Source organism: Collinsella acetigenes (assembly GCF_012844445.1).
GTDB lineage: Bacteria > Actinomycetota > Coriobacteriia > Coriobacteriales > Coriobacteriaceae > Collinsella > Collinsella acetigenes.
The window spans coordinates 250046-276168 of the sequence record NZ_JABBCP010000002.1 but is presented as its reverse complement, the minus strand read 5'-3'; the positions used below and the strand labels follow the sequence as shown (position 1 = coordinate 276168).

Below are 26123 nucleotides of genomic sequence, written 5' to 3'. Positions count from 1 at the left end.
CGCCTCCAAACGATAGCGAGCGATGCACCCCATTGTACGACAGCAAGCATCAAGGCTCTCATAACCATAACCGACGCACATGGATACCCCAGTAATAAAAGGCGAGTCCAAAGACCCGCCCAAAAACAGATGAAATTGTCTGTGTTCAAAAGAACTACTTGCGGCGCATCTGCTGCTCCATCTGGCGCAGCATGTCCATATCGGCGCCGCCGCCAAGGCCCGGCATACCGCCCATGGCGCCCAGATTGCCCATACCGGGAATACTGGGCATGCGCATCTTCTTGCCCTTCTTGCCCTTTTTTCCGCTCGCTTGCTGCTGCATCGAACGCATCTTCCCCATCATTTTGTTCATCTCGCCCCATTGCTTCATGAGGGAGTTGACATCTGCCGGGGTCGTGCCCGAGCCACGGGCAATGCGAGCGCGGCGCTGGCCGTTGATGATCGAGGGCTTAAGACGCTCGGCTTTGGTCATGGAGTGGATGATGGCCTCGTTGCGATCGAAGATCTTCTCATCCAGATTGCCGCCCATCTGATTCAAAGCGCGCTGGCCGCCCGGAAGTTTGGAGAGAATGCCCTTCATGCCGCCCATTTTCTTGACAGCGGCCATCTGCTCGAGCATGTCATCCATGGTAAAGCCGTCACGAAGCATGCGCTTGGCATTTTCGATCTGCTTGGCGTCGGCCATCTCCTGCGCTTGTTCGATAATGCCAACGACGTCGCCCATGCCCAAGATGCGCTTGGCCATGCGATCGGGATAGAACGTCTCGAGCGAATCGGGCTTCTCGCCCATCGAGACAAACTTGATGGGCTTACCGGTAACCTGGCGCACGGACAGGGCACCGCCGCCACGGGCATCGCCGTCGAGCTTGGAAATGATGACGCCGTCAAAGTCGGTGCGCTCGGCAAACGTGGAGACCACGTTGACGATGTCCTGACCGGTCATGGCGTCCACAACCATCAGGACCTGGTCGGGCTTGACCGCGCGCTTGATATCGACGGCCTCCTGCATCATCTGTTCGTCGATCTGCAGACGGCCGGCGGTATCGACAATGACCACGTCGCGCATATTGTCGACAGCCTCGCGAATAGAACCGCGGGCAATCTCGACCGCATCTTTGCCATCACCGCGGAAGACCGGCACACCGATCTCGCCGCCCAGGGTAGCGAGCTGATCGGCTGCAGCGGGACGGTACACGTCGCACGCGGCGAGCAAAGGGCTACGACCCTGCTTCTTGAGCAGGTAGGCCAGCTTTACAGCAGCAGTGGTCTTGCCGGAACCCTGAAGACCCACGAGCATGATCACATTGGGAATACGGCTTGAGAGAACAAGCTTGCTCTCGGTGGAGCCTAAAAGCTCGGTAAGCTCATCAAGCACGATCTTGACGACGTTTTGCGCCGGGGTGAGTGACTCCATGACCTCGGCGGTCATGCAGCGCTCTTTGGTCTTTGCGACAAAATCCTTGACGACCTTGAAGTTGACGTCGGCCTCAAGCAGCGCCATGCGAATATCGCGCATAGCACTTGTGATATCGGCCTCGGTCAGCTTGCCCTTGCCGCGCAGGCGGTCAAAAGTATCGTTCAGGCGATCGGAAAGGCTGTTGAACATCGACTACTCCTTGTCGCCGTTGCCCACCAGGGCACGGCAGAACTCGTGGGCATCAAAACGCTGCAGGTCCTCGACCTGCTCGCCCACACCGATACGGAAGATGGGAAGCTTGAGCTTAGAGGCAACAGCCATGGCGATACCGCCTTTGGCCGTGCCGTCGAGCTTTGTCATGATGATACCGTCAAGACCCAGCGCCTCATTGAACTCCAAGGCCTGATTCAGGCCGTTTTGTCCCGTTGCGGCATCAATTACAAGAACCACGCGCACGGGCATGGGGCCCGCTGCCGCAGAGGCGGCGCGCTTGCGCGTGACATTAACCACCTTGGCAAGCTCGCGCATAAGGTCGGCGCTTGTGTGCAAGCGGCCGGCGGTATCGATCAGAACCAGCTCGCTTCCGCACTTGTCGGCCTCATCCAAGACGTCATAGCAAACGCTCGCAGGGTCGCTGCCTCGATCACGCTTGACAACGGAAACGCCCGCGCGCTTGCCCCAAACATCCAGCTGCTCGATTGCGGCAGCGCGAAAGGTGTCGGCGCTACCGATAATCACGTTTTTCCCCTCATGGGCAGCGGCACTGGCAATCTTTCCCACCGTAGTGGTCTTACCGGCTCCGTTAATACCCACGAACAAGACGACGGAAGGCGTGTCGTCAAAGGGATCGAACTCAGAACTCACAAAGGTTTCGGCCAAACGATCGGTCAGCGCCTCGCGCAACTGTCGAGCGGAGGTAAGGTTGCGCTTCGCTGCCATATCACGCAGATCATCGGTAACCTGCATGGCGATATCGGCGCCCATATCGCCCATGACGAGCGTATCCTCAAGATCCTCCCAGAAGTCCTCGGTAACGTCGCCACCAAAATAGAAAATCTGGTTAAGCGCCTCGCGACTGCGCTCAAGTCCACGCGAAAGCGAATCAAAGAAACCCATCTACGCGTTCACTACCTTTCCGGTCTCTCGGTCGAGCCTCTGGCTAACCACGTGGCTCACGCCGTCGGCCTGCATCGACACACCATACAAGACATCAGCATCTTCCATCGTACGACGCTGATGAGAGATAACAAGCAGCTGAGTGCTTTGACGCAAAACATCGATGGCGCCGATGAGCTTAGACAGGTTGGAGTCGTCAAGGGCGGCCTCAACCTCGTCGAGCACATAAAACGGCACCGTACGCGTACGATAGACCGCAAACAGAAGCGCCAAAGCCGTCAGACTCTTCTCGCCACCGCTCATAAGCATCATCTTGGTGATGCGCTTGCCGCGTGGCTGCGCCACCACCTCGATACCGGTTTGCGCGGGATGCTCGGGGTCGGTCATCTCGAGATGCGCCTGACCGCCCGGGAAGAGCATGGAGAAGACCTCGCGGAAATTTGCATCGACGGCCTCGAAGGTCGTCAGGAACTGACGGCGCATCTTTCGGTCGATGGCCTGAGAAATCTTCGTAAGCGAAGTGCGGGCGCTCTCGAGGTCTGCCAGCTGGGTGGCAACATAATCCGCACGCTCGCGAAGACGCTCATACTCCTCGAAAGCCACCTGATTCACCGGGCCCAAATTGTTGATCTGACGCGCAAGGTCGGCAAGCTCGCGCTCACAGGCCGCGCGGTCGTCGGGCGCAGGCAGAGAAAGCGCCTCCTCGAGCACCGTCTTGCCATCGGCGGTAATGGCCTTGATGGCTGCCTCGACTTGCACCTCGAGCTTGCCTCGTGCAACCTTGACCTCGCCCTGAGCGGCCTTGGCCTCATCAACCTCACCTTTTGCACGCTCCACTTCGGCGCGCGCGTCGGCGATTGTCTTCTTAAGCGACGCGGAGTCGGCCTCCTCGATAGACGCCTGATCTCGCAAACGAGCAGCCCAATCAAGAGCGCGCTCAGACAAGGCTTGATAGCGGTCATGCAACGGATCGACACGAAGGCGCAAGACCTCAAGCGAACGCGATGCCTGACGTGTGGAGCGAATGCGGCGGTCAATCCCTTCGAGCCGATGCTCGAGCTCGGGTTTACGAGCTTCAAGGCTGCGCAGGCGTTCGGAAGACTGCGCCAAACGGACCTTGGCATCAGCGAGCTTGCTCGCAGCCTCGGAATCTTCGCGGCGTAACGCCTCGAGTTCGTCGCTTGCATCCTCGATCTCGAGAGCAAGCGAATCGGCGCGTTCGCGCTCGGAATCACACGTCGTCGCGAGTTCATCCAGACGCGGCTGAGCCTCGCGTACGGCGCTCGCCGACAGCTCACGACGGCGCTCAACCTGCTTGCGCTCGGATTGCGATTGGTTATACGACTGCTCCAGGCGACCGATTTCAGAAAGCAAGGAGCGCTTTTCTCCCTCGATACGAGCGATATCGCCCGCAACCTCCGCCTCAGCGGATCGCGCCTGAGCCACGGCGTCGGAAGCCTCCGAAACCTGATGGCCGGCATGTTCGAACACGGAGGAAAGATCGGGCTCAAGGCCCTCGAGAGTGCGGATACGGCGCTTGCGCTCAAGCGCGCCGTCGGCGGCATCGCCCGCAGAACCGACGCGAACAGCGCCACCGGAAGTAACGCGTGCGCCATCGCGCGTCACGTACATGACGCCCGGAATGGCGGGGGCGCCAAGAGCCTCGTCAAGGGAATCGACAACATAGACGCCACCGAGGATGGACGCCACAGCGCAAGCAAAACCATCGCGAACACTCAGGCGCTCAACCAGCCGGAAACCAGCAGCGCTGGCAGCCGGATCTGTACCCACAGCATCGCGCGAAAGCAGCAAAGCCTCACCAGAAGCGCCCTTCTGCTCGACAGCAAAGGAACCCAAACGGGCAAGTGCCTGCTCATCAGTAGTGACCAAAGCATCGATATCGGAAGAAAGCAGGCTTTCCACTAAAGACTCAAGGTCTTCTGGAGCCTCGATAAGATCGCCCAGTCGTGCAGCGATATCCCCAGCATGGGAATTTGCAATGGTAGAAGTAAGCGGAGAGGCACCTTTTGCGCGCTCATCGAGCTTTTTCAAACTGGCAAGCTCGCTTCTCACTTCGGAAAGATGCTGGCGGGCTTCGGTCTCGCGAGCACGAAGCTCCTCAAGAGCGCGCTGGGCAAGATCAATGGCGCCCTTCGCGTCCTCGCGGCGCTGGGCCGTCGAGGTGAGTTCGGCATCGAGCTCCTCCGCACGACTCCGGCGGTTTTCGAGAGAGGCCGCCAAATTTTCCATCTGCTCATCGAGCTGGTCGAGACGCGATGCATACATCGAATCCTCGAGCTCCGCATTAGAGATCGTCTCTTTGACCTTGACGTATTCAAGCGCCGCTGCATCGGCGGCACGCTGGGCATCGCGCTGATCGCGCGTGAGCGCGGTGATGGAAACGTCGAGCTCTTTACGACGCGCATGGAGCTTCTCGGCTGCCGGAGCAGCCTCGTCCACATCCTCTCGCGCAATATGCGCTGCAGCGCGCACCTCATCAAGTTGGGCAGAAATCTGTTCGAGCTCGTCCGCAACGCGTTTACGCTGATGTTCAGAAGAAGATAACGTGCCACGCATCTCGGAAAGTCGAGACACCATGTTGCGGCCCTTTTCTTCGAGCAGCCGCATATCGGAGCCAATGCGGCCCAAGACATCTTGCATATGGCGACGCTGCTCGCCAAGGTCGCCGACGAACAGGCCCTTTTCCTCAAGCATGACCTGGAGCTTCTCAAGCTCGCGCTGTTTCTCGCCCAAGCGATAGTTCGCAAGCTCGAACGCAGCATCGGCCTCACGCGACGAAGACTCCATATCGCCCCATGAAGCCTGAAGGCGGCGCAGTTCATCAACAGCAAGAATCTGCGTAAGCTCGTTGGCTCGATCGGTAAGGTCGCGGTACTTCCTCGCTCGATCAACCTGACGCTCAAGGGGACGCAGCTGGCGGGTAATCTCGCGATTGATATCGCGGGCACGCTTGAGATGCTCATCCATGGAAGCAATTTTTTTGAGCGCACGCTCCTTGCGACGCTTGTGCTTGGAAATGCCGGCAGCCTCTTCAATCAGAGCGCGGCGCTCCTCAGGACGGCTTTGCAAGATGGCATCGAGTTTTCCCTGGCTGATGATGGAATGAGTATCTTTGCCCAACCCGGAATCATGCAGGATATCCTGGATGTCCATAAGCCTGCAGGGGCTCGAATTAATCAGATACTCCGACTCGCCCGAACGATACATGCGCCTCGTAACAGCGACCTCGTTAAAGTCGACCGGAAGCATATGGTCAGAATTATCCAAAACAAGAGTGACCTCCGCCACGCCAACGGGTTTGCGCGCCGACGAGCCGGAGAAAATGACATCTTCCATGGCCTGGCCGCGCAGCTGCTTGGCACTCTGTTCGCCCAAAACCCAAAGGATAGCGTCTGAAATATTGGATTTACCCGAACCATTGGGGCCCACGATAACCGTCAGTCCGGGTTCGAAGGACATATGCGCACGATCGGCAAAGGACTTAAAGCCCTTGAGTGTCAGGGACTTGAGATACACCTATGCCTCGCTTATCCAAGCTTTTTCTTCAAAATGACGCCGTTATGCGTGTAGCCCATGCGCTCGAGCGCATCGAGAGCAGCCGCGGCTTCGGCCTCTTTCTTTGAAGATCCCGTACCGCGCCCACGGCGAATGCCATCGACGAGCGCAACCGCCGTGAAAGTGGGCGCATGCGCAGGACCGCTCGTGTCCACAAGCTTATACGCAGGAGGATCAAAGCGGTCACCCTGCACGCACTCCTGCAAAAAGGATTTGGGATTCGAGGGGTGCTCGGCACGCTCGGTTGCCAGATGCGGCTTGAGCGTACGCGAGATGAACGCCTCGGCAACATCCCAGCCACCATCGAGGTACATGGCACCGACAAGGGACTCATAGACGTTTTCGAGCGCGGAGTGCATGCCGCGCGCGCCCGTCCCCGTCTCGGAGGCGCCAAAGACGATGCATTTGTCGATACCAAGCTCGAGGCCTACATCGGAAAGCGTGGCACCGGAAACCAGCGAGACCTTAAGGCGTGTCAACTTGCCCTCATCAAAATTGGGATAGGCTTTAAACAGGGCAAGCGCCACAATAGAACCCAAAATCGAGTCACCCAGAAACTCCAAGCGCTCGTAGGATGCAGAGACGGGCTGGCCTTCTACAGCAGAAGGATGCGTAATAGCAGAACGAAGCAGATCGCGATCGGAAAACGTATGATCGCAGATCGCCTCCGCCCGATTCATTTTTTCAGCGATCGAATACACGCGCTCATTCCCCCAGAGCGGACTTGATGGCTACGATAGCCTCCGCTACAGAATTGATTGCTTCGAGTTTCTCGTCATCGATCTCGATATCGAACTCGTCTTCCATCGCAGTAACAAGCTGGAGGCGATCGAGAGAATCGGCATCAAGATCGTCAAACGTGGTCTCTTCGGTGATCTCATCGGCGTTGATGCCGAGTACATCGCTAGCGATGTCGGCAACCTTCTCAAAAATCTCAGAATGCTCCATTGTGGGCTCCTTTCACCCATACACGGACACGGCACGCAGCCGCGACGCATCAACAGTGTGATTTTACCGCATCGGCCCAACAGAGACCGGTTAGCGAACGATGTTCTCCATGGATGAGGCAAGCTTATCCACGAGACCCTCGCGAACGGCATAGGCAGAAGCCAGCGTACCGTTTTTAATAGCCTCCACACTGGTGGCTCCATGGCCAATAAGGACAACGCCACGAAGGCCCAAAAGAATCGCTCCGCCCTTGGCATCGCCCGAAAGCTTGACCTTGAGCTCTTTTAACCCGTCCTTAACGAGAAGCGCGGCGATCTTTCCGCCCAAAGACCCCATGAGCACACCTTTGAGCTCGCTCATGAGCAGCTTTGCGGCTCCCTCGGTTGCCTTAAGCGCAACGTTTCCGGCAAAACCGTCGGTAGCAACAACATCAAAGTTACCAGAGGTCAAGTCCGTGCCCTCGCAGTTACCCGCAAAGCCCGGCACGCTCTTGCCCATGTGCAAGAAACACTCTTTGGTGAAATGCGATCCCTTGGTGTCCTCGGAGCCGTTGGACAAAAGGCCTACACGAGGATTTGAAATGCCGCAGACGACCCTCGCATACGTAGCACCCATCTGAGCAAAACGGACGAGGTCTTCCACTTCGACATCGGGATTGGCTCCCATATCGCACAAAACGGTCAAACCGCCCTGCCGGTTAGGAAGCGCCGAGGTAAGGCACGGGCGAATAGGGCGACGCGTGCCCTCGCTCTCGTACTTAAAAGGAGTTACATAGGCGGTGGCGGCAGCGGTGATAGCACCGGTAGCGCCGGCGGAGAAAAAAGCATCCGCCGCGCCCTTTTTGACGGCTCGGCAACCAATCACCACCGACGACTTGCGCTTATGCATGACAGCCTGAATGGGATCGTCCTCCATCGTGATGACATCGGGAGCCACCAGCGGCTCGACGCGCTCATGCTTCTTCGCAAACGCCTCGACAATATCCTGAGGACCAACGGCCACAACGGTAAGATCGGCATCGGCAGCAAGCGCGGCCTCGATGCCGGCCATGACGACCGACGGTTCCTCGTCTCCGCCCATGACGTCCACGCAAACACGAACTTTATCCATGAACTCTCCCTCTATAGCGAAATGGCCGACTCGAAGAGCCGGCCATGTCTGTTCCAGATCTATCACGCCATGCAAAACAAGATCGATGATGCAGCGCGCAGCATTACCTTAAGCAAAAGCTACTCGGTAACGATGACCTCGCGATCCTTGTAGAAGCCACAGTTGGGGCAGACGTGATGCGGAAGCTTGACGGCGCCGCAACGAGGGCAAACGGAGCGAGACGGGGCGTCAATCTTCATGTTGGCGGAACGACGGGTGTGCACAGCTCCACGACCCTTTTTTTGCTTAGGTACTGGCATGATGACCTTCCTTATACATAACTATTGCCTGGCACAATTACGCGCAAGCACCGATACTATCACATTCCACTGGGTTTTGGTGGAAGTTTTTCTCCATCAAGAGTTGACCATACAATAGCGGCCTACTCATCAAACTTAAGATTTTTCAACGCCGCAAAAGGATTGGAATCCGAAGCGGCATAATCGTCCTTCTGCTTATCCTCGCATGCGCAGGGAGCCTCGTTAAGATTCGCTCCGCACGTGGGACAAAGGCCGGCGCAATCGGGACGGCAGAGAACCACAAAAGGTGTGTCCATCACGACGGCATCGGCAATGGCATCAGAAAGATCGATGGTGCGGTCCTCGCTCACAAGCTCGAACCCATCCTCATAGCTCTCCGGATCCTCAGGCTCCTCAAAGAGGTAGTACTCCTCGATCTCGCCCGCGACCTCAAAGTGGGCAACATCGAGACAGCGATCGCACTCGCCGGTGACATGCGCGCGAACGATACCCGTAGCGAGAACGCCGTCGCCGGTATTGGTGAGCATCACATCATAGGAAATGCCGTCGTCAAGAGAAAAGGACTTCTCCCCCGCTTTATAGGTCGCGGCATCGATATGCCCTGCGACCGGGAGGGTATCGCCGGGATTCTCGATTTTGTCCTCAAGATTGACGACAACAGAAGCAAACTGCGACATGATTACCAAGCGCCATTCTGCTGAGCGGAGTTAGCGCCCTCGTTGAGCTGCTGACGACAACGGGCAACCGTGCCGGTCAAGCTCTTGAGGTTCTCCTCAAGGTGAGTGAACACCTGCTCGGCATAGTCCTCGGCAGCATAGCGCGTCTCACGCTCATACTGCTGGGCACGATCGCGAATATCATCCGCCTGCTGCTGAGCCAGACGAACGATCTCCTGCTCGCCCGCGATAGTGAGCGCCTGTTGCTGGGCATCGGCGATAATCGAATCAGCCTGTGCGGTGGCGCTGGCCATCAACTCATCGCGCTCCTTGAGGATGCGGCGAGATTTCTGCCATTCCTCCGGATAGCTCATGCGGATCTCGTCAAGAATATTGAAGAAGACCTCCGTTTCGATGACCTTGAACTGCTGGTTCTTGCCGAAAGGTGGCCTTGCTTCCTCGATAAGCCCCTCGAGTTCGTCTACGAGGCTTTCGATCCTCTCGCCAGGAAAGTTGTCCCCAGCCATCCTGTCTCCCTTCGTTTGCTTATAATCAACCGATAATAGTAGCACATGAACAGTATCGCCTTGCACAAAGTGGTGGCTTGTGTTGCTTACTTGAATCGCTCTGCAAGGGCATGCGCCACATTGCCGGGAACAAAGCCGGACACATCGCCCCCAAGCGAGGCAATCTGCCGCACAACCGAAGACGAAATATAACCATACTGCGGAGCGCTCATCACAAAAATCGACTCAAGGTCTGCATCCAGGCGATAGTTTAAATCGGCCTGCTGCAATTCGTACTCAAAGTCGGTCATAGCGCGAAGGCCTTTGACAAGAGCGCCCGCCTGAATCTCATGGGCAAAATCAACCAGGAGGCCGCAAAAAGGCCTCACTTGCACATTCTCAAGATCGGCAAGAGCCTCGGTAGCAAGACGGACGCGCTCATCGAGAGAGAAAACGGGACCGCTGCCGCCTTTGCCAAGCGACTCGGCAACAGCAACCGTCACCTGAGAGAACATACGGGATGCACGTCGCACCACATCGATATGACCATATGTGATGGGGTCAAACGTACCGGGGACGAGTGCGTGGTCGATGGTTTGAATCATAATCTGCCTTCGTTGGTGGTTATAGTTAAAGCAAGCTAAAGCTAGCGATCGATATCCTCGATGGTAAGCGAGCCGTCAAAACGCAAAAGATCGACAGCGGTAGAGCCGTAGCGCTTCTCGCGCTCGACAATAAAACCATCCGGCCGCGGCCCTTCGTCCGCAGCAGCATGCTCGACGAGAACAAGAGCGTCGGAAGCCAGCAATCCCGATTTGACAAGGGATTCCGCAAGTTGCGTGGCCGGGTCTGCCCCCAACGCATACGGAGCGTCGACCATCACAAGGTCGAACGGCGCCCCCTCAATACGACCGCGCGCTGCCGAAGCAAGACAATCGGCGCAAAATACGCGATACGAGGAGCGTGGAGCAGAGAGCGACTCAAGATTTTTGCGCACCAGAGCCGCGGCAGAACGATTGATGTCAAAAAAGGCGGCAAAAGCAGCGCCGCGCGAGAGCATCTCGATTCCCAATGCGCCTGATCCTGCAAAGGCATCGAGCACCCGAGCGCCCTCGATCCCCTGAGGAAGCGAAGAGTCGACCATCGATGCCATGGCCTCCCTCACGCGATCGGTCGTAGGCCTCGTGACGTCTCTCCCCTGCGGCTCGGCGATCTTGCGCCCACGCCATTGTCCGGAGATGATTCTCATCCTCCGCTTACCTCCTTAAAGATATTTCCATACCGTTCGACAACCTGCAGGCGCAACGGAAGCGTAGCCTGCGAGGACAAAGTAGGAGCATACCGCAAAAGCTCGCGCGCGTCCTCGTGGGCCGCCTCGATAATATCGGTGTCGGCATCAAGGTCGACAAAGCGCAAGGTCACACCTCCATGCTGACGAAGCCCCAAAATCTCTCCCTCATGCCTAAGACGAAGGTCCTCCTCGGCAAGCGTAAAACCGTCGTTGCTCTTCTCGAGCGATTCGAGCCGGTCGCTCGCAACAGTATGTTTAGAACTCGAAAGCTGCGAAAGGACAAAACACGAACCAGGCAAGCTGCCACGGCCCACGCGTCCACGGAGCTGATGCAACGTCGCCAAACCAAATCGCTCGCCGTTTTCGATAATCATCACCGTGGCTCGGGGGACATCCACGCCCACCTCGACCACCGTGGTCGCCACGAGAATATCTACCTCTCCTCCGCGGAAGGCATCGATCACGCGGTCCTTGTCACGCGGGGAGAGGCGCCCATGAAGCGCGGCCATACGTGCCTCGGGGAACAGATGGGACAGGTGCTCGACCTCGGATTCGACAGAATGCAGATGCTGGGCCGAAACAGGGCGCCCCAGCTCATCGAGTTCCAAGCCGGGCTGGACGTCAAGCTCATCTTGATCGTCCTTTTCGCAGACAAGTGGGCAAATAACGTATGCCTGCTGGCCCTCTTCAAGAGCAGCGCGCAGCGCGCCATAGGCGATATCACGATTTGCATCGGCAAGAACGCGCGTTGTCACACCCGCGCTCGCAACGGGCCTATGCCTGATAATGCTCGTCTCAAGGTCACCGTAGACCGAAAGCGCGAGCGTGCGCGGAATCGGGGTAGCGGTCATAACGAGCAAGTCGGCGCCGGGCCCTTTGGCACGCAAAAGATTACGCTGCCCCACACCAAAACGATGCTGCTCATCAATCACCACAAGCGAAAGATGCGAAAAGACAACGTCATCCCCCAACACGGCATGGGTTCCAAAGAGGATGTCGAGCTCGCCGCAGCCAAGGGCGGACAGCATACGGTCGCGCTCTGCAGCAGATGTCGATCCGGTAAGCAACGCACAGCGCACGCCAGCTTGCTCGAGAACGGGCATGCATGAAGAAGCATACTGACGAGCCAACACAGAGGTGGGCGCCATTACACAGGCCTGCGTGCCCGTATCCGCGCACGAGGCCAGCGCAACCATCGCGACAGCCGTCTTTCCCGTTCCCACATCGCCCAAAAGCAAACGATTCATAATGCGTTCGGAGCTTTGCATGTCAGTCAAAATCTCATCGACAGCCGCTTGCTGCTCGTCGGACAGTGCAAAGGGAAGGGACTTCAAGACAGCAGAAACGTGCTCCTTGACCATATGCTTCACTGGAGTAATGCCCAAAAGATTAGCGTCGTTGCGCAATCGAAGGGCGAGCTGCAGGTATAGGACCTCATCATAGGCAAGCCTGCGGCGAGCAAGCGTGACCTCGGCGAGAGACGAAGGAAAATGGATGGAGCGCAACGCGCGCGAGATGCTCATAAGGCGGCGTCGTGAGCGCAGTTTGGCGGGAATAGGGTCGCAAAATACATCCGCTGTCTCGCAGGCAACAGAAACAATACGGCGCATCCAGGCTGCGCTCAGGCCCTCACACGCACCGTGCACCGGCACAATCGCACCCAGGGAAGAAGACGAATCGAGCCGCTCATAATGCGGTGAGGTCATTTGTTTAAAGCCGTAGGCAAACTCTACCTTCCCCATAACGGCAAGGCGATCACCAGGCTTGAGCTGCTTTGCAATCCAGGGCTGCTTGAAAAACGAAACGCGCAGAACACCCGAATCATCTACAAGCATCACCTCAGTCACAGTCAGACGAGGCCTCGGGCGTTTTTCCATCACGCGATCCACGGTGGCTATGATGGTGCACACCTGCCCCAGCGGCGCGGTCTCGATACTGTAGCCACGCGTGAAATCGAGATAGCGCCGCGGAATATGAAGGAGAAGGTCCCCCACCGTCTCGATACCGAGCCTACGGAGAGCCTCCTCACGTGCACCCGAAACATATTTAAGACGCGAAACATCCTGCGCAAGGATGCCCGTCCGAGAAAGACGCGCGGAAGCCTCGGGTGTCATGATTGCGCGCGTCATATCGCACGGCCTATTCGATCGAGAAGATCACCGGATAGAGCGGCTGCTCACCACGGTGCGAATCGATCTCAAGATCAGGCTGGGCCTCCTCGATAGCAGAAAGGAGGTCTTCGAAGTCATCATCGGACATATCGGCGCCGGCGAGAATGGTGAGCGTATCGCCCTCCTCCTCGTCTTGCATGCGATTGATGCAGTCGACGGTGACCTGGGCTACATCAGAGCCTACGATATCGATAGAGCCGGAGATGATGCCCATGACGTCGCCGGCATGAATCGGGCTGCCATCGGAAGCGGAGCTATCGCGGACAGCAGTCGTAACCTCGCCATCGCGTACCTCGGAGACAGCCTCTGTCATGGTCTCGACAACCTCATCGAGCGAAGCGTCGGGAACAACGGTAAACAGAGCCGAGAAGGCCTGGGGAACGGTCTTGGTGGGAACGACTGCAACGTGCTTGTTCTCGCAAGCAGACGCAGCGGCCTCGGCTGCCATACGGATATTGCCGTTATTGGGAAGGATGATGACGGATTCAGCGTTCACCTGGTCCACTGCAGCCAAAAGGTCAGCGGTGGAGGGATTCATGGTCTGTCCGCCAGAGACGATCATATCGACACCGAGCGACTTCAGGATTTCGGCCTGGCCGGAACCGGCAGCCACGGCAACAAAACCGAGCGGCTTCGCGGGTTCGGCAGCGGCGGCCTGATCGGCCTTGATCTTTGCAGTGCGCTCGTGAGACTCCATATCCATGTTGTGGATGAAGACCTCGTAGACCTGGCCGTACTTGAGCATATGAGCCAAAATCTTATCGGGGGTATTGGAGTGCACGTGCACCTTATAGTCGGGGTAAGCGCCTACGAGAAGCTCGCAATCGCCCATGGAGGCAAGGAACTTGAGGCATTTCTCCTCATCGAACTTCTTCTCTGCCTTGAAGAGGAACTCGTTGCAATAGCGGAACTCAGAGCCCTCCCAGTCGTCATTGGCCTCAATCTCGACACGACCGAGCGCGTTTTCCTTCGCAGAGCTTGCATCGGCATCAAACGTAGCCGAAAAGCCCTCGATATTGGACGTGCGACCCAAGGCAGCCGAGACGAAATTCTCGACAAAGATGGCAAAACCGAACGCACCGGAGTCGACCACGCCGTTCTCCTTGAGAACGGGCAACAAGTCAGGCGTACGCGCCACAGACTGATAGGCCTCGACCACGATGGCGTCAAGCGCATCGGCGGGAGTCATTTTCTTCTTAGCGCACTCATCGGCCTTGGTGGAAATATCGCGCAGCACCGTAAGAATGGTGCCCTCCACCGGCTTACGAACAGCCTGGAAAGCGACTTTCACGGCGTTGCGAAGGGCCACAGCGATATCGGCGGTGCTCACGGGGTTACTCGCCGAGATAAGGCCCTCAGCCACACCTCGAAGAATCTGCGAAGTAATAACACCGGAGTTACCACGAGCGCCCATGAGGGAGCCATGGGTGATGGCGGCGGCGATAGCCTCGATATCGGCATCTGCAGGCAGCTCCGCCACCTCCTTGACAACAGAAGCCAAAGTCAAGGACATATTGGTACCGGTGTCGCCATCGGGCACGGGGAAGACATTGAGCTTGTTGATCTCCTCGGCCTTATCGGCTACCGCCTTCGCGGCAATGGGAAAGCAGGTGCGGATGGTATTGGCAATCATATTGGGTGAATCTCCGAACAAGAAGAGGGTTAGCCGCGGGACTTAAGGGCATCGACGTGAATGGCGATCTTGAGGTGAGCCGGGTCGATCTGGGCGATCTCGGCCAGGGTGAACGACACCGAGCTCGTGAGGTTCGCACAGACGGACTTCATGTTGACGCCATTTTCGAGCACGACATGAAGGTCCACGACAAGACCGTCTTCGGTGCTCGACACCATGACGCCCTTGCGCAGACGCTGGCCGGGAAGAAGGCGCACGCTCTCGGCGCCCTGAAGCTGCTCGGCCATGCCAACCACGCCGTAGCAAGACATAGCGGCATACCCGGCGATATCGGCGATGACGTCGTTAGAGACACTCAAGGTGCCAGGAATGGTTTCACACACAGAAATCTCCTTTCCAGATGCATACCAGGCATCGGTTTGCGGGAGCAATCATCCTTGTATTTTACAACGCAAGCGCATGTAAATCAGTAATCAATCAAGCGCACACATGATGAGCGAAGTACGGGTGCGGCATGAATCCTCAAAAAACAGATGGCTATCGATCCGAGATATCAAAAAAGCCACCCGAAGGTGGCTTTCAAGTTCGTGACGGAGCCGATGTATCGGCATGTTCACGCGTGGCTGCCGCGAAAGAACTTAGGAACGGGCGACCTTGCCGGACTTAAGGCAGGAGGTGCAGACGTTCATCTTACGACGCTGGCCGTTGACGACAACGTAGACACGCTGAATGTTGGGACGGAACTTGCGGATGGAGACGCGGTGAGAGTGGCTGACAGAGCGACCAGCAACGGGGTGCTTACCGCAGATTTCGCAAACTTTGGACATGTGTAACCCTCCTTGGGCGGCGTATGTTGTTGATGCCGCGTGAACAAACAGCATTGCACTATATCACAGAAATGAAATAGTGCGCGATATTTACACAATGAACTTGGAAAACCATAGATACGTGGAGCAGACCGTTCCCAAGCAAATGCGCAGGCTATCATACCCCACTTTCGCCTGCGCGCAAGAGCTAAAAGTGAAGAGTGGCGATTATGGACGCCGGCAGCGCACTTATCGCACTTATATATAGGTCGAGCTCATCTTCCGCAATGGGCCGGTCTTTAGGGGCGCGTTTACGTTAAGACAGAATAGCTTCTTTCGATTTCTTTGTTGAAACGCTTCATCTTTCAATACAAACGAAGAAACGACACCTGGGCGTAAAAACGATGACGATATAGCTATTCATCTGCGAAATCCCAGAGGGACAAACCGTTTGCCTCCTTCAGATTCTCGCCATAATTGAATACCGAAATCGCAAGTGAAACGCTTCATTTATGCCGTTTATCGACAAAAAGCTACCGCTCGCATCCAAACGCGCATGTATGTCATAGAATTTCGGCTCGTAGGCACAGCCCAACTAAGAGGAGGAGCTTAGCATGGCAAAAAAGCCAACGACTGACGCCGCGCCCGAGATCGTGGACAACATCGACGCCCTAGAGGCAAAGCTCGCACGCATGCGTGAAGCGCAGAAGGTCTTCGCCACCTATACCCAGGAGCAGGTCGATAAAATCTTCTACGAGGCAGCTCTCGCTGCGAACAAGGCCCGTATCCCCCTGGCCAAGATGGCCATCGAGGAGACCGGCCGTGGCGTTCTTGAGGACAAGATCATCAAGAACCACTACGCCGCCGAGTATATTTACAACGCTTACAAGAACACCAAGACCTGTGGCGTGCTCGAGCGCGACGAGGCTTATGGCATCACCAAGATCGCTGAGCCCATCGGCATCGTCGGTGCCGTCATCCCGACCACCAACCCCACTTCTACCGCAATCTTCAAGACTCTGATCTGCCTGAAGACGCGCAACGCGATCATCATCTCCCCGCACCCCGCTGCTGCCAAGTGCACCATCGCCGCAGCCAAGCTCGTGCTCGACGCCGCCGTCAAGGCTGGTGCTCCCGAGGAGATCATCGGCTGGGTCGACGTACCCTCCATCGATTTGACCGGCAAGGTCATGGCCGACGTCGATATCATCCTGGCCACCGGTGGCCCGGGCATGGTCAAGGCCGCCTACAGCTCCGGCAAGCCCGCACTGGGCGTCGGCGCAGGCAACACACCCGTCGTCATCGACAACACTGCCGACATCAAGCTGGCTGTCAACTCCATCATTCACTCCAAGACATTCGACAACGGTATGATCTGCGCTTCTGAGCAGTCCGTGACCGTCATCGATAGCGTTTACAAGGAGGTCAAAGAGGAGTTCACCCGCCGCGGCTGCTACTTTGTCAAGAAGGGCAAGGAGCTCGAGGCCCTGCGCGAGGCTATGTTCAAGAACGGCGCTCTCGACCACCGCATCCCCGGCATGGCTGCCGCCAAGATCGCCGAGCTCGCCGGCATCGAGGTTCCCGCCAAGACCAAGATCTTGATCGCCGAGGTCACCTCGACCGACCCCGAGAAGGAAGAGTTCAGCCACGAGAAGCTCTCCCCCGTCCTCGCCATGTACCATGCCAAGGACTTCCAGGAGGCAGTGGACAAGGCCGAGCACCTCGTGCTCGCCGGTGGCCCGGGTCACACCGCGTCGCTCTACGTCCACCCCGCCCAGAGCGAGAAGATCGCCCTGTTCGAGAACACCATGAAGGCCTGCCGTATCGTCATCAACACTCCCTCCTCGCAGGGCGGCATCGGTGACCTGTACAACTTCGGCATGAAGCCGTCCTTGACCCTGGGCTGCGGCTCCTGGGGCGGCAACTCCGTCTCCGAGAACGTTGGGGTGAAGCACTTGATCAACGTCAAGACCGTCGCGGAGCGCCGCGAGAACATGCTGTGGTTCCGCGCTCCCGAGAAGGTGTACTTCAAGAAGGGCTCCACGCCTGTGGCGCTCGACGAAATCGGCCGTGTCATGGGCAAGAAGCGCGCCTTCATCGTGACCGACCAGTTCCTGTTCAAGAATGGCAACACCCGCGCTATCGAGGCCAAGCTCGACGAGATGGGCATCGCGCACGACTGCTTCTATGATGTCGAGCCCGACCCCTCCCTGCAGTGCGCTCGCCGCGGTGCCGCCCAGATGCGCCTGTTCGAGCCCGATGTGATCATCGCCGTCGGCGGCGGCTCCGCCATGGACGCCGGCAAGATCATGTGGGTCATGTACGAGCATCCCGAGGTCAACTTCGAGGATATGGCCATGGACTTCATGGATATCCGCAAGCGCGTCTACACCTTCCCCGAGATGGGTCAGAAGGCCTACTTCGTCGCCATCCCCACCTCTTCGGGTACCGGTTCCGAGTGCACGCCGTTCGCAATCATCACCGACAAGGAAACCGGCATCAAGTGGCCGCTTGCCGATTACCAACTGATGCCCAAGATGGCTATCGTCGACGTCGACAATGCCATGACCGCCCCGCGCGGCCTCACCGCTGCCTCCGGCATCGATGTCATGACCCACGCCATCGAGTCCTATGTCTCCATCATGTCTTCCGACTACACGCGTGGCCTTTCCGAGCGCGCAGCCAAGCTCGTGTTCGAGAACCTGCCCTCCAGCTTTGAGAACGGCGCCAAGGACCCACATGCCCGCGAGGAGATGCACAACGCCTCCTGCATGGCCGGCATGGCATTCGCCAACGCCTTCCTGGGCCTCAACCACTCCATGGCCCACAAGCTCGGCGCCTTCCATCACATCCCGCACGGCCTGGCAAACGCCGTCATCCTGACGCGCGTCATGCGCTACAACGCTGCTGAGGCACCGGTCAAGATGGGTACCTTCTCGCAGTACCCCTACCCCAATGCGCTGCACGCCTACGCCGACATGGCCCGCTATTGCGGCATTGAGGGCAAGGACGATGCAGAGGTCTTCGAGAACTTCATCGCCAAGCTCACCGAGCTGTGCGATTTCATCGGCGTTAAGAAGACGATCGCCGAATACGGTGTGGACGAGAAGTATTTCTTGGATACACTTGATGAGATGACCGAGCAGGCGTTCAACGACCAGTGCACCGGCGCCAATCCGCGCTACCCGCTCATGAGCGAAATCAAGGAGCTCTACCTGGACGCATACTACGGCCGTGAGCCGCAGAGCTACGGCGTCTAACAGTAGCAACTTCGGGTTTGAAGGGAGGTAACACGCAATAGGCGGTTACCTCCCTTTTCCATACGTCAGTTGCCCATCTGGGCAGAAGGGATGCATCGATCATGAAACTTCCGGAGAACAAGGTCGAGCTGGTAAAGCGCGGCAACAAGGTCGTCTATGACCTGGGAGATAAGATAGTGAAGGTCTTCAACGAGACAAAACCGCTGTCCGATGTCTTCAACGAGGCGCTCAACCTTGCCCGCATCAACGAGTGCGGCATCCGCAGCCCTAAGGTGCTGCAGGTATCCGAAATCGAAAACGGTGGTGGCTGGGCCATGGAGACCACCAAGATCCCCGGCACCGTAATGGCGGAGAAGATGCTGGCGGAGCCCGGTCACTTCTACGAGTATCTTGAGCAGTTTGTGGACCTCTTGATTGAGATTCACAGCTATCGCTGCCAGCAGCTCAACCGCCAGAAGGACAAGTATTCCCGCATGATTAAGAGCCTCGACGGAATCGACGGCACGACCCGTTACAACCTCCTTGAGCGTCTTGATGGCATGAAGAAGGACACGTGCGTGTGCCATGGCGACTTCAATCCCACGAACATCATCATTGGCGAAGACGATAAGCTCTATGTCTGCGACTGGGCTCACGCCACCCAGGGTGAACCTGCGGCAGACGCAGCCATGACGTATCTGCTCCTCTCCATCCAGGACAAGCAACAGGCCGACGCCTTCCTTGAGATGTATTGTGACCGCTCCAGCACGCCGATGCAGGTTGTGCGTCAGTGGATGCCCGTTGTCGCCGCCTCAGAACTTGCCCGCAACCGTGAAGGCCAGGATCGTGACGCGCTCTTGAGCTGGGTCGATGTTGTGGACTATCAGTAAGCCGCAGGTACGCCTGGGCCGTTAGTCGAGTCGTATATCAACCCAAGCAACCCGAACACATAATGCCGCGGGTCGACGCGAAATTGCATCGACCCGCGGCGTCTATCGTTAAAAACCAAGAATTGTTAGCAATAAAGCCAGCAGGCGATTACGCCTTCATGACATTGAACGCTAGCCCGAGATGATTCAACAACATTGGAGATGCCCCAGTCGGAGAGCAAGGGCATTTGAGCATGATCGACATTCCAGCAAAAACCTTGCTCAGACACTTCTGCTCCAGCGCTTACGGGAACGCACGAAAAACGGCGGCCCTGGGCCGCGCAAATCTCCCAAGCGTCATTCCCATGAAGAATCCGCGCTTCAAAATCGTCTTCGATAACGCGGACAAAAGATCGTGCTCCGGCAAGACGCCCGAGCACACCAAGCGCATGATCGGGAGCGCCTCCAGACACGCATGTACACACAATCTCGGCAAGAGGCCAGCGCTTCTCGATCGCACGCAACGCCAGGGAAAGATCGGTCGCATCCTTATGGGGGTCGTAGCGCTCAACCTCAAAAGAAACAGCCTTGGTACGCGATTGTGCCTCCTCGACAAGGCGAAGACCGCGCTCCCCCACCGTATCGGCATCGCCGCAAAACAAATCGCACGAAAGACCGGCATCGAGAACAGCATCTAAACCGCGATCGACCGCAACGATATGAGCACAGCCCCGTGACGCATAACAAATCGTTTTAGCGGAAGAGCGATCTGGGGAACCACCGACGATGAGAACACAATCGACATCCGAATTAGACAAGGCCCTCATCTCCCTCAAACCCTTCGTACACCTCGATATCGTCAAGATAGGCGGCCTGTGCAGCCTCTGCACGTCGCCGCATCAGCTCTGCACAGAGGCCACAATGGGAACATCCATTTGCGCAGAGCTGCCCGGGAATTCAATCCTCATACGAAAGAATGCGATCAAGTGTGAGCTCGGTAAAGGAATCGATGAAGATATCGCAATTCGCCTGGACGTCCGGACGGGGGGCACGGCCTTCGGGATCAAAGATGCCCACACGGCGATACCCCGCAGAAGCGGAGCTAATAAGACCGAACGGCATGTCCTCGAATATCCAGACATCCGTATGGTCGACATCTTTCATGCCGTGAATCCCGCTCAGCTTTTCCAGCGCCAAATTGTATACATCCGGATGGTCTTTAGAAGCGCCGGCGTCTGCCGTCGTGACGATTACATCGAAGTAACGACCGATGCCCAGTGCATCAAGACCGATTTGAACCGACTCTGCAGGGGTTGATGTGGCAATAGCCATCGGAATGCCCGCGTCATACGCAGACTTCAAGAAATCGGCTACTCCCTCGCGGACAGAAACCTCTTCACTATAGCCGCGCGCAAGCATGCCCAAAAGACGGTCGTAGACCTCTTGCGCGTCTTTACCAACACCCCACTTGCGATGGTATCCCTCGCACTCACCCATAACGGAAAGAGACTCGAATTCGGCAAAATCATCAGCCACGGTATCGACACCGTACGTCTTGAGCAGTGCAGGCTGTATGCGCAGCCACATTCCCATGGACTGTAAAATGGTGCCATCGCAATCAAAGATAAATGCACGGGGCATCTTCTGGTCGAGTGTCATGAAATCCCCTCTCGGAAGACTGGCCTGGAACGAAAGACCAATACTTCAAACAGTGTCCATGGTAGCAAAACACCAAACCAAGACGAAGGACACCGAAAGCCGCGCATCTAAATCAAAAATACGAAAACCGTAAGTTGTCAAGTGTCGTTCACCCATGGATTAAAATCGACCGTCCCGCGCTCCCATGAGCGGGAATAAGCTGGGAAGTGCTACCTTGAAAAAGGTCATTTTTTTCTTGGAAGACCCCGACATTCGATGGACTGATTACCGTGAGCAAACAAAACGAAACCCTTGCCACAACCACCGTCGAGTCCTCCCTCGCCATCAGCAAAGACGATATCTATCTATTTGGTCAAGGCACCTGGCTCGGCTGCGCCGAAAAGCTCGGCTCCCACCCCGACATCGAAGATGGGACCCACGGATGGAGTTTTGCCGTTTGGGCACCAGCGGTCCGAAGCGTAAGCGTTGTTGGAGATTTCAACGCGTGGACACCGGGGGCGCATCCCCTTGCACGCGTGCATCAAAGCGATATCTGGCAGGGCTTTATCTCCGGACTCAAAGTTGGTGAGCTGTACAAATACGCGCTGGAAACGGATTCTGGAGAGGTTCTTTTCAAGGCGGATCCCATGGCGGTGGCAGATGAGCTTCCGCCGGGAACAGCCTCGAAGCTGTGGTCGCTCGACGGCTACCAGTGGAACGATAAGCTATGGCTCGAGCAACGCCGCGCCTCAAACCACATGAAACAGCCCCTCAATATCTATGAAGTACACCTGGGCAGCTGGAATCGCCATGGCAATGAGCCCCAGGGAGAGCCGCGCGAAGATGGAACCTATCCCGGCCCGGGCGACCCCTTCCCCGCCCAGCGCGGAACGTATTACAGCTATCTAGACCTTGCGCAGGAGCTCGTGCCGTACGCAAAAGATATGGGCTATACCCATATCGAAATCTTGCCGATAACCGAGCATCCCTTCGACGGCTCATGGGGCTATCAAACAACGGGCTACTACGCCACCACGGCGCGCTTTGGGACGCCTCAGGAGTTCATGCAGCTTGTCGATACCGCCCACCAAGCAGGTATCGGTATCATCATGGACTGGGTCCCCGGCGGATTTTGCGCAGATGCCCATGGTCTCGCCACGTTCAATGGGCATATGCTCTACGAACACGAGATTCACCCCAACTGGGGAACGCACAAATTCGATTTCTCGCGCCCCGAGGTAGTGAGCTTTCTTACCGCCAACATCCTGTTCTGGCTCGAGAACTTCCATATCGATGGCATCCGCATGGACGGCGTCTCGAGCATGCTCTATCTCAACTTCGGAATCGACAACGAATCCGATAAAAAATTCAACGCCCTAGGAACCGAAGAAGACCTGGACGCCAGCGCCTTCATCCGCTCCATCAATACCTGTGTGTCCGAGCGCATGCCCGACGTGATGATGATCGCCGAGGAATCCACCGCTTGGCCCCTCGTCACCTACCCGCCAAGCGAAGGCGGCCTGGGCTTCCACTACAAGTGGGATATGGGATGGATGAACGATACCCTGCATTACATGCAAACCGATTTTCCCTGGAGACCCGGCAATCACGGTCTGCTCACGTTCTCGATGATGTACGCCTTTAACGAGAACTTCGTGCTGCCGCTCTCACACGACGAAGTCGTCAACGGCAAATGTTCACTGATCGGCCGCATGCCCGGCGATTGGTGGCGCCAGTTCGCCGGCATGCGCACGCTCGCGTTTTACCAGATAACGCACCCGGGCGCAAAGCTCAACTTCATGGGCAATGAAATCGCTCAGTTCATCGAATGGCGCTACTACGAGTCCATTCAGTGGTTCTTAACACATGAATACGATACCCACCGCAACCAGCAGCAATTCGTCAAAGCCCTCAACGCGTTTTATCTCGAACAACCCGCACTCTTTGAGCGCTCCTACACCCCGGACGGCTTTGAGTGGATCGATGCCGACAACGCCGATCAGTCCGTTGTGACCTTTGTGCGCCATGGCGACGACCCAAAAGACGACTTGCTCATCCTTATCAACTTCGACCCGGCATCCTACGAGCGATTCCGTATAGGCGCCCCACGCGAAGGCGACTGGAAGCTCATCTTCAATAGCGACGATGCGCGCTACGGAGGCTCTGACTATCCCGTGCGCAAGCTTGTTTCAAGCGAACCGGTTGCCTGGAACGGCAGGGAGAACTCGATCGAAACTCCCGTACCCGATCTCGCCGGCCTTGTATTCCGCAGGGTTGGGCCCTCGAGCTACGTGCCGCCCAAGGCGTCCGCGCGCAAGCGTTCAAAGACCCCCGCTAAGGCACCTGCCAAAGCGCCCGATAAAACCAAAAAGAAGAAATCCCAGTGCAGCAGCGCACGCAAAGGAGAGAATGCATGACAAAGATTTTCGAAACCCCGCAGCAGTTTGCCGATGAGTATCTGCGCGTCCTGACCGCCGAAGTTGGAAAGGACCTCGCCGGCTGCACCAACACCGAGCGCTACCAGGCACTCGCCAAACTTATTGCCCAAAAGGCAAACCAGCAGTTTGCGCAATCCGACTCGGAAAACGCCAAAAGCGACAAGAAAAAGGTCTATTACTTCTCGCTGGAGTTCCTGCTTGGTCCCCTGCTCGATAACTACCTACTCAACTATGGTATCCGCGATGTTGTCACCGAGGGCCTGGACAGCATGGGCATCAAGCTCGACGATGTCTTGGCCGAAGAGGGAGACCCCGGCCTGGGCAATGGCGGTCTGGGCCGCCTTGCCGCATGTTTCCTCGACTCTATGGCCGCCGAAGGCATCCTGGGCTTTGGCAACGGCATGCGCTACCGCTATGGACTCTTCCGTCAAAAAATCGAAGGCGGACGCCAGGTAGAGGTCACCGACAACTGGCTCGACAAGGGCTATCCGTGGGAAACGCGACATGACGAGAGCTCCGTTATCGTCCGTTTTGGCGGAGAGGTCGTTCGCCACGAAGACGAAAGCGGAAAGTTCTGGTTTAGCCAAGAGGGCGGAGAGATGGTAAAAGCCGTCCCCTACGATGTGCCCATCATCGGCATGGATGGCAAGACCGTGAATCGTCTGCGCCTATGGAGTGCCGAGCCCGCACAAGAAGACTTCGATCTTGATGCATTCAACCGCGGCGACTATGCCGCTGCCGCGAAGTTCCGCACCGATGCCGAGGCGATCTCGGAAATTCTGTATCCCAACGATGCGGGCGAGCACGGTCGCATCCTGCGCCTTAAACAGGAGTATCTGTTCGTTGCCGCCGGCCTTGCGTCCATCATCCGCAACTTCAAGTTCGATCACCCCGATGCCGACTGGAAACGCTTCCCCGAGCTCGTGGCAATTCATACCAACGACACGCACCCCGCCATGTGCGGCGCCGAGCTGATGCGCCTGCTCGTGGACGAAGAGGGCCTGGATTGGGATACCGCCTGGGGCATCGTGACCAAGAGCATCTCCTACACCAACCATACCGTTCTTCCCGAAGCTCTGGAAAAATGGCCGATCGACACCTTCCAGCGCCTTCTTCCGCGCGTCTACATGTATATCGACGAGATCAATCGCCACTATATGGAGTCTTTCCCGCGCGAGGGCGAAGGTTGGCAAGATCGCCTGCGCAACACCGCTATCCTCTGGGATGGACAGGTGCGCATGGCAAACCTCTCCGTCATCTGCTCCCATTCCGTCAACGGCGTGGCACAGATCCATACCGACATCCTCAAGCGCGAGACGTTACATGATTTCTATGCGATGACGCCCGAGAAGTTCAACAATAAGACCAATGGCATCTCGCCGCGCCGCTTCCTTGCCAATGCCAACCCCTCGCTTGCCCGACTCATCACCGAGAAAATCGGCGACGGCTGGCTGCGCGACGCCGAGGAACTCAAGCGTCTTGAAGCCTTTGCAAATGACGATGCCTTCCTGGATGCGCTCGCTGCATCCAAACGCGAGAACAAGGAGCGCCTCGCTCGCTACATCGCCGCGCAGACCGGTGTCGAGCTCGATGTGAATTCTATCTTTGATGTTCAGGTCAAGCGTTTCCATGCCTACAAGCGTCAGCTGCTCAACATCTTCAAGGTCATGGACATCTACAACAGGATGCTTGCAGACCCGTCTTACAAGCCGCATAAGACTTCGTTCATCTTTGCCGGCAAGGCAGCAAGCGCGTATACCTTTGCCAAAGAAACGATTCGCCTCATCAACTCCGTGGCCGATGTTGTGAACAACGACGAGCGCGTCAACGACTACATCAAGGTCGCCTTCGTTCCCAACTTCGCCGTTTCCAATGCGCAGCTTATCTACCCCGCAACCGAAATCTCCGAGCAGATCTCGACGGCAGGCAAAGAGGCATCGGGAACCTCGAACATGAAGCTCATGATGAACGGGGCCCTTACTCTGGGAACTCTCGATGGTGCAAACATCGAGATCGCCGAGCTTGCGGGTATGCAAAACGAAAAGATCTTCGGCATGAAAGTCGATGAAGTCGAGGCGCTGCGCCGCAGCGACTACTTCGCATGGGACGTTGTGAACAACGACCGCGAACACATTGGCCGCTGCGTCGAGCAGCTGGTCGATGGCACCTTCGGCGCGCTCTCCGGCAACTTTGAGAGCATTCACGCCGAACTTATGAACAACAACGACTACGACTTTGTCATCGCCGATTTCGCGAGCTACACGCAGGCCTGGCGCGAGCTTACGGATTCCTACGATGACGCACGTGAGTGGCAACGCAAGGCACTGGCCAACATCGCGAATTCCGGGCACTTCTCGAGCGATCGCACCATCCGTGAGTACGCTCGCGATATCTGGCACGTATAGGTAAC

General features: G+C 57.1%; 21 protein-coding genes. 4 read left to right on the top strand and 17 right to left on the bottom strand.

Annotation, left to right across the window (positions count from 1 at the left end; translation table 11 throughout):
* Positions 1-154: 154 nt before the first annotated feature.
* The 15 genes from ffh to rpmB all read right to left on the bottom strand — a co-directional run bounded on the left by ffh (position 155) and on the right by rpmB (position 15550).
* Positions 155-1606, bottom strand: a complete 1452-nt coding sequence (gene ffh, locus HF320_RS04160) for a signal recognition particle protein (protein WP_169277184.1) — start codon at positions 1604-1606, stop codon at positions 155-157.
* Between the two features lie 3 nt (positions 1607-1609).
* On the bottom strand, positions 1610-2533 hold the full coding sequence (ftsY, locus tag HF320_RS04155; RefSeq protein ID WP_169277183.1) for a signal recognition particle-docking protein FtsY: 924 nt from the start codon (positions 2531-2533) through the stop codon (positions 1610-1612).
* Positions 2534-6070: a chromosome segregation protein SMC gene (gene smc, locus HF320_RS04150; RefSeq protein ID WP_169277182.1), complete on the bottom strand. Its 3537-nt coding sequence runs from the start codon at positions 6068-6070 to the stop codon at positions 2534-2536.
* An 11-nt stretch (positions 6071-6081) separates the two neighbouring features.
* Positions 6082-6789 carry a ribonuclease III gene (gene rnc / locus HF320_RS04145; RefSeq protein WP_169277432.1) on the bottom strand — a complete coding sequence of 236 codons (708 nt, stop codon included), beginning with the start codon at positions 6787-6789 and terminating at the stop codon, positions 6082-6084.
* A gap of 25 nt (positions 6790-6814) precedes the next feature.
* A complete protein-coding gene (locus HF320_RS04140) occupies positions 6815-7057 on the bottom strand; it encodes an acyl carrier protein (protein WP_022387507.1) in 243 nt (80 codons plus the stop codon).
* A 90-nt stretch (positions 7058-7147) separates the two neighbouring features.
* Positions 7148-8167, bottom strand: a complete 1020-nt coding sequence (plsX, locus tag HF320_RS04135; protein ID WP_169277181.1) for a phosphate acyltransferase PlsX — start codon at positions 8165-8167, stop codon at positions 7148-7150.
* Positions 8168-8286: 119 nt separating this feature from the next.
* Positions 8287-8466, bottom strand: coding sequence for a 50S ribosomal protein L32 (rpmF, locus tag HF320_RS04130; protein ID WP_022387509.1), 180 nt, complete (start codon positions 8464-8466; stop codon positions 8287-8289).
* Positions 8467-8588: 122 nt separating this feature from the next.
* Positions 8589-9143, bottom strand: a complete 555-nt coding sequence (locus HF320_RS04125) for a YceD family protein (protein WP_138377593.1) — start codon at positions 9141-9143, stop codon at positions 8589-8591.
* A 2-nt stretch (positions 9144-9145) separates the two neighbouring features.
* A complete protein-coding gene (locus HF320_RS04120) occupies positions 9146-9649 on the bottom strand; it encodes an ATP synthase subunit B family protein (protein WP_022387511.1) in 504 nt (167 codons plus the stop codon).
* A gap of 86 nt (positions 9650-9735) precedes the next feature.
* Positions 9736-10233, bottom strand: a complete 498-nt coding sequence (gene coaD, locus HF320_RS04115) for a pantetheine-phosphate adenylyltransferase (protein WP_169277180.1) — start codon at positions 10231-10233, stop codon at positions 9736-9738.
* A gap of 41 nt (positions 10234-10274) precedes the next feature.
* Positions 10275-10877 (bottom strand): 16S rRNA (guanine(966)-N(2))-methyltransferase RsmD, encoded by a 603-nt coding sequence (rsmD, locus tag HF320_RS04110; protein WP_169277179.1) that lies wholly within the window; start codon positions 10875-10877, stop codon positions 10275-10277.
* Positions 10874-13048 (bottom strand): ATP-dependent DNA helicase RecG, encoded by a 2175-nt coding sequence (gene recG, locus HF320_RS04105; protein ID WP_169277178.1) that lies wholly within the window; start codon positions 13046-13048, stop codon positions 10874-10876. Before recG ends, rsmD begins: the two co-directional genes overlap by 4 nt.
* Before the next feature lie 10 nt (positions 13049-13058).
* Positions 13059-14723 carry a DAK2 domain-containing protein gene (locus HF320_RS04100; protein ID WP_169277177.1) on the bottom strand — a complete coding sequence of 555 codons (1665 nt, stop codon included), beginning with the start codon at positions 14721-14723 and terminating at the stop codon, positions 13059-13061.
* 29 nt (positions 14724-14752) lie between these two features.
* The gene (locus HF320_RS04095) at positions 14753-15106 is read right to left on the bottom strand and encodes an Asp23/Gls24 family envelope stress response protein (protein WP_022387516.1); all 354 of its coding nucleotides are present in this window, start codon (positions 15104-15106) and stop codon (positions 14753-14755) included.
* Between the two features lie 255 nt (positions 15107-15361).
* Positions 15362-15550 (bottom strand): 50S ribosomal protein L28, encoded by a 189-nt coding sequence (gene rpmB, locus HF320_RS04090; RefSeq protein WP_022387517.1) that lies wholly within the window; start codon positions 15548-15550, stop codon positions 15362-15364.
* 593 nt (positions 15551-16143) lie between these two features.
* Between rpmB and adhE the strand changes: the two genes are divergently transcribed.
* Positions 16144-18789: a bifunctional acetaldehyde-CoA/alcohol dehydrogenase gene (adhE, locus tag HF320_RS04085; RefSeq protein WP_169277176.1), complete on the top strand. Its 2646-nt coding sequence runs from the start codon at positions 16144-16146 to the stop codon at positions 18787-18789.
* 101 nt (positions 18790-18890) lie between these two features.
* Positions 18891-19658: a phosphotransferase family protein gene (locus HF320_RS04080; RefSeq protein ID WP_169277175.1), complete on the top strand. Its 768-nt coding sequence runs from the start codon at positions 18891-18893 to the stop codon at positions 19656-19658.
* Positions 19659-19783: 125 nt separating this feature from the next.
* Here the strand turns inward: HF320_RS04080 and HF320_RS04075 are convergent, their stop codons facing one another.
* Entirely contained in the window at positions 19784-20455 is a 672-nt protein-coding gene (locus HF320_RS04075; RefSeq protein ID WP_248276598.1) for a thiamine diphosphokinase, read from the bottom strand.
* 139 nt (positions 20456-20594) lie between these two features.
* Positions 20595-21296 (bottom strand): HAD family hydrolase, encoded by a 702-nt coding sequence (locus HF320_RS04070; protein WP_248276597.1) that lies wholly within the window; start codon positions 21294-21296, stop codon positions 20595-20597.
* A gap of 269 nt (positions 21297-21565) precedes the next feature.
* Between HF320_RS04070 and glgB the strand changes: the two genes are divergently transcribed.
* Positions 21566-23692 carry a 1,4-alpha-glucan branching protein GlgB gene (gene glgB, locus HF320_RS04065; RefSeq protein WP_349290701.1) on the top strand — a complete coding sequence of 709 codons (2127 nt, stop codon included), beginning with the start codon at positions 21566-21568 and terminating at the stop codon, positions 23690-23692.
* Complete coding sequence (locus tag HF320_RS04060; RefSeq protein ID WP_169277173.1) at positions 23689-26118, top strand: glycogen/starch/alpha-glucan phosphorylase; 2430 nt, start codon at positions 23689-23691, stop codon at positions 26116-26118. Before glgB ends, HF320_RS04060 begins: the two co-directional genes overlap by 4 nt.
* Positions 26119-26123: the final 5 nt, after the last annotated feature.

Excerpts from the sequence above, each read along its gene's own strand:
- rpmB (WP_022387517.1), bottom strand. The coding sequence starts at position 15,550 with ATGTCCAAAGTTTGCGAAATCTGCGGTAAGCACCCCGTTGCTGGTCGC.
- plsX (WP_169277181.1), bottom strand. The coding sequence starts at position 8,167 with ATGGATAAAGTTCGTGTTTGCGTGGACGTCATGGGCGGAGACGAGGAA.
- HF320_RS04060 (WP_169277173.1), top strand. The coding sequence starts at position 23,689 with ATGACAAAGATTTTCGAAACCCCGCAGCAGTTTGCCGATGAGTATCTG.
- rpmF (WP_022387509.1), bottom strand. The coding sequence starts at position 8,466 with ATGCCAGTACCTAAGCAAAAAAAGGGTCGTGGAGCTGTGCACACCCGT.
- recG (WP_169277178.1), bottom strand. The coding sequence starts at position 13,048 with ATGACGCGCGCAATCATGACACCCGAGGCTTCCGCGCGTCTTTCTCGG.
- HF320_RS04070 (WP_248276597.1), bottom strand. The coding sequence starts at position 21,296 with ATGACACTCGACCAGAAGATGCCCCGTGCATTTATCTTTGATTGCGAT.
- ffh (WP_169277184.1), bottom strand. The coding sequence starts at position 1,606 with ATGTTCAACAGCCTTTCCGATCGCCTGAACGATACTTTTGACCGCCTG.
- ftsY (WP_169277183.1), bottom strand. The coding sequence starts at position 2,533 with ATGGGTTTCTTTGATTCGCTTTCGCGTGGACTTGAGCGCAGTCGCGAG.
- HF320_RS04080 (WP_169277175.1), top strand. The coding sequence starts at position 18,891 with ATGAAACTTCCGGAGAACAAGGTCGAGCTGGTAAAGCGCGGCAACAAG.
- rnc (WP_169277432.1), bottom strand. The coding sequence starts at position 6,789 with ATGAATCGGGCGGAGGCGATCTGCGATCATACGTTTTCCGATCGCGAT.
- HF320_RS04125 (WP_138377593.1), bottom strand. The coding sequence starts at position 9,143 with ATGTCGCAGTTTGCTTCTGTTGTCGTCAATCTTGAGGACAAAATCGAG.
- HF320_RS04100 (WP_169277177.1), bottom strand. The coding sequence starts at position 14,723 with ATGATTGCCAATACCATCCGCACCTGCTTTCCCATTGCCGCGAAGGCG.
- rsmD (WP_169277179.1), bottom strand. The coding sequence starts at position 10,877 with ATGAGAATCATCTCCGGACAATGGCGTGGGCGCAAGATCGCCGAGCCG.
- adhE (WP_169277176.1), top strand. The coding sequence starts at position 16,144 with ATGGCAAAAAAGCCAACGACTGACGCCGCGCCCGAGATCGTGGACAAC.
- HF320_RS04120 (WP_022387511.1), bottom strand. The coding sequence starts at position 9,649 with ATGGCTGGGGACAACTTTCCTGGCGAGAGGATCGAAAGCCTCGTAGAC.
- coaD (WP_169277180.1), bottom strand. The coding sequence starts at position 10,233 with ATGATTCAAACCATCGACCACGCACTCGTCCCCGGTACGTTTGACCCC.
- HF320_RS04140 (WP_022387507.1), bottom strand. The coding sequence starts at position 7,057 with ATGGAGCATTCTGAGATTTTTGAGAAGGTTGCCGACATCGCTAGCGAT.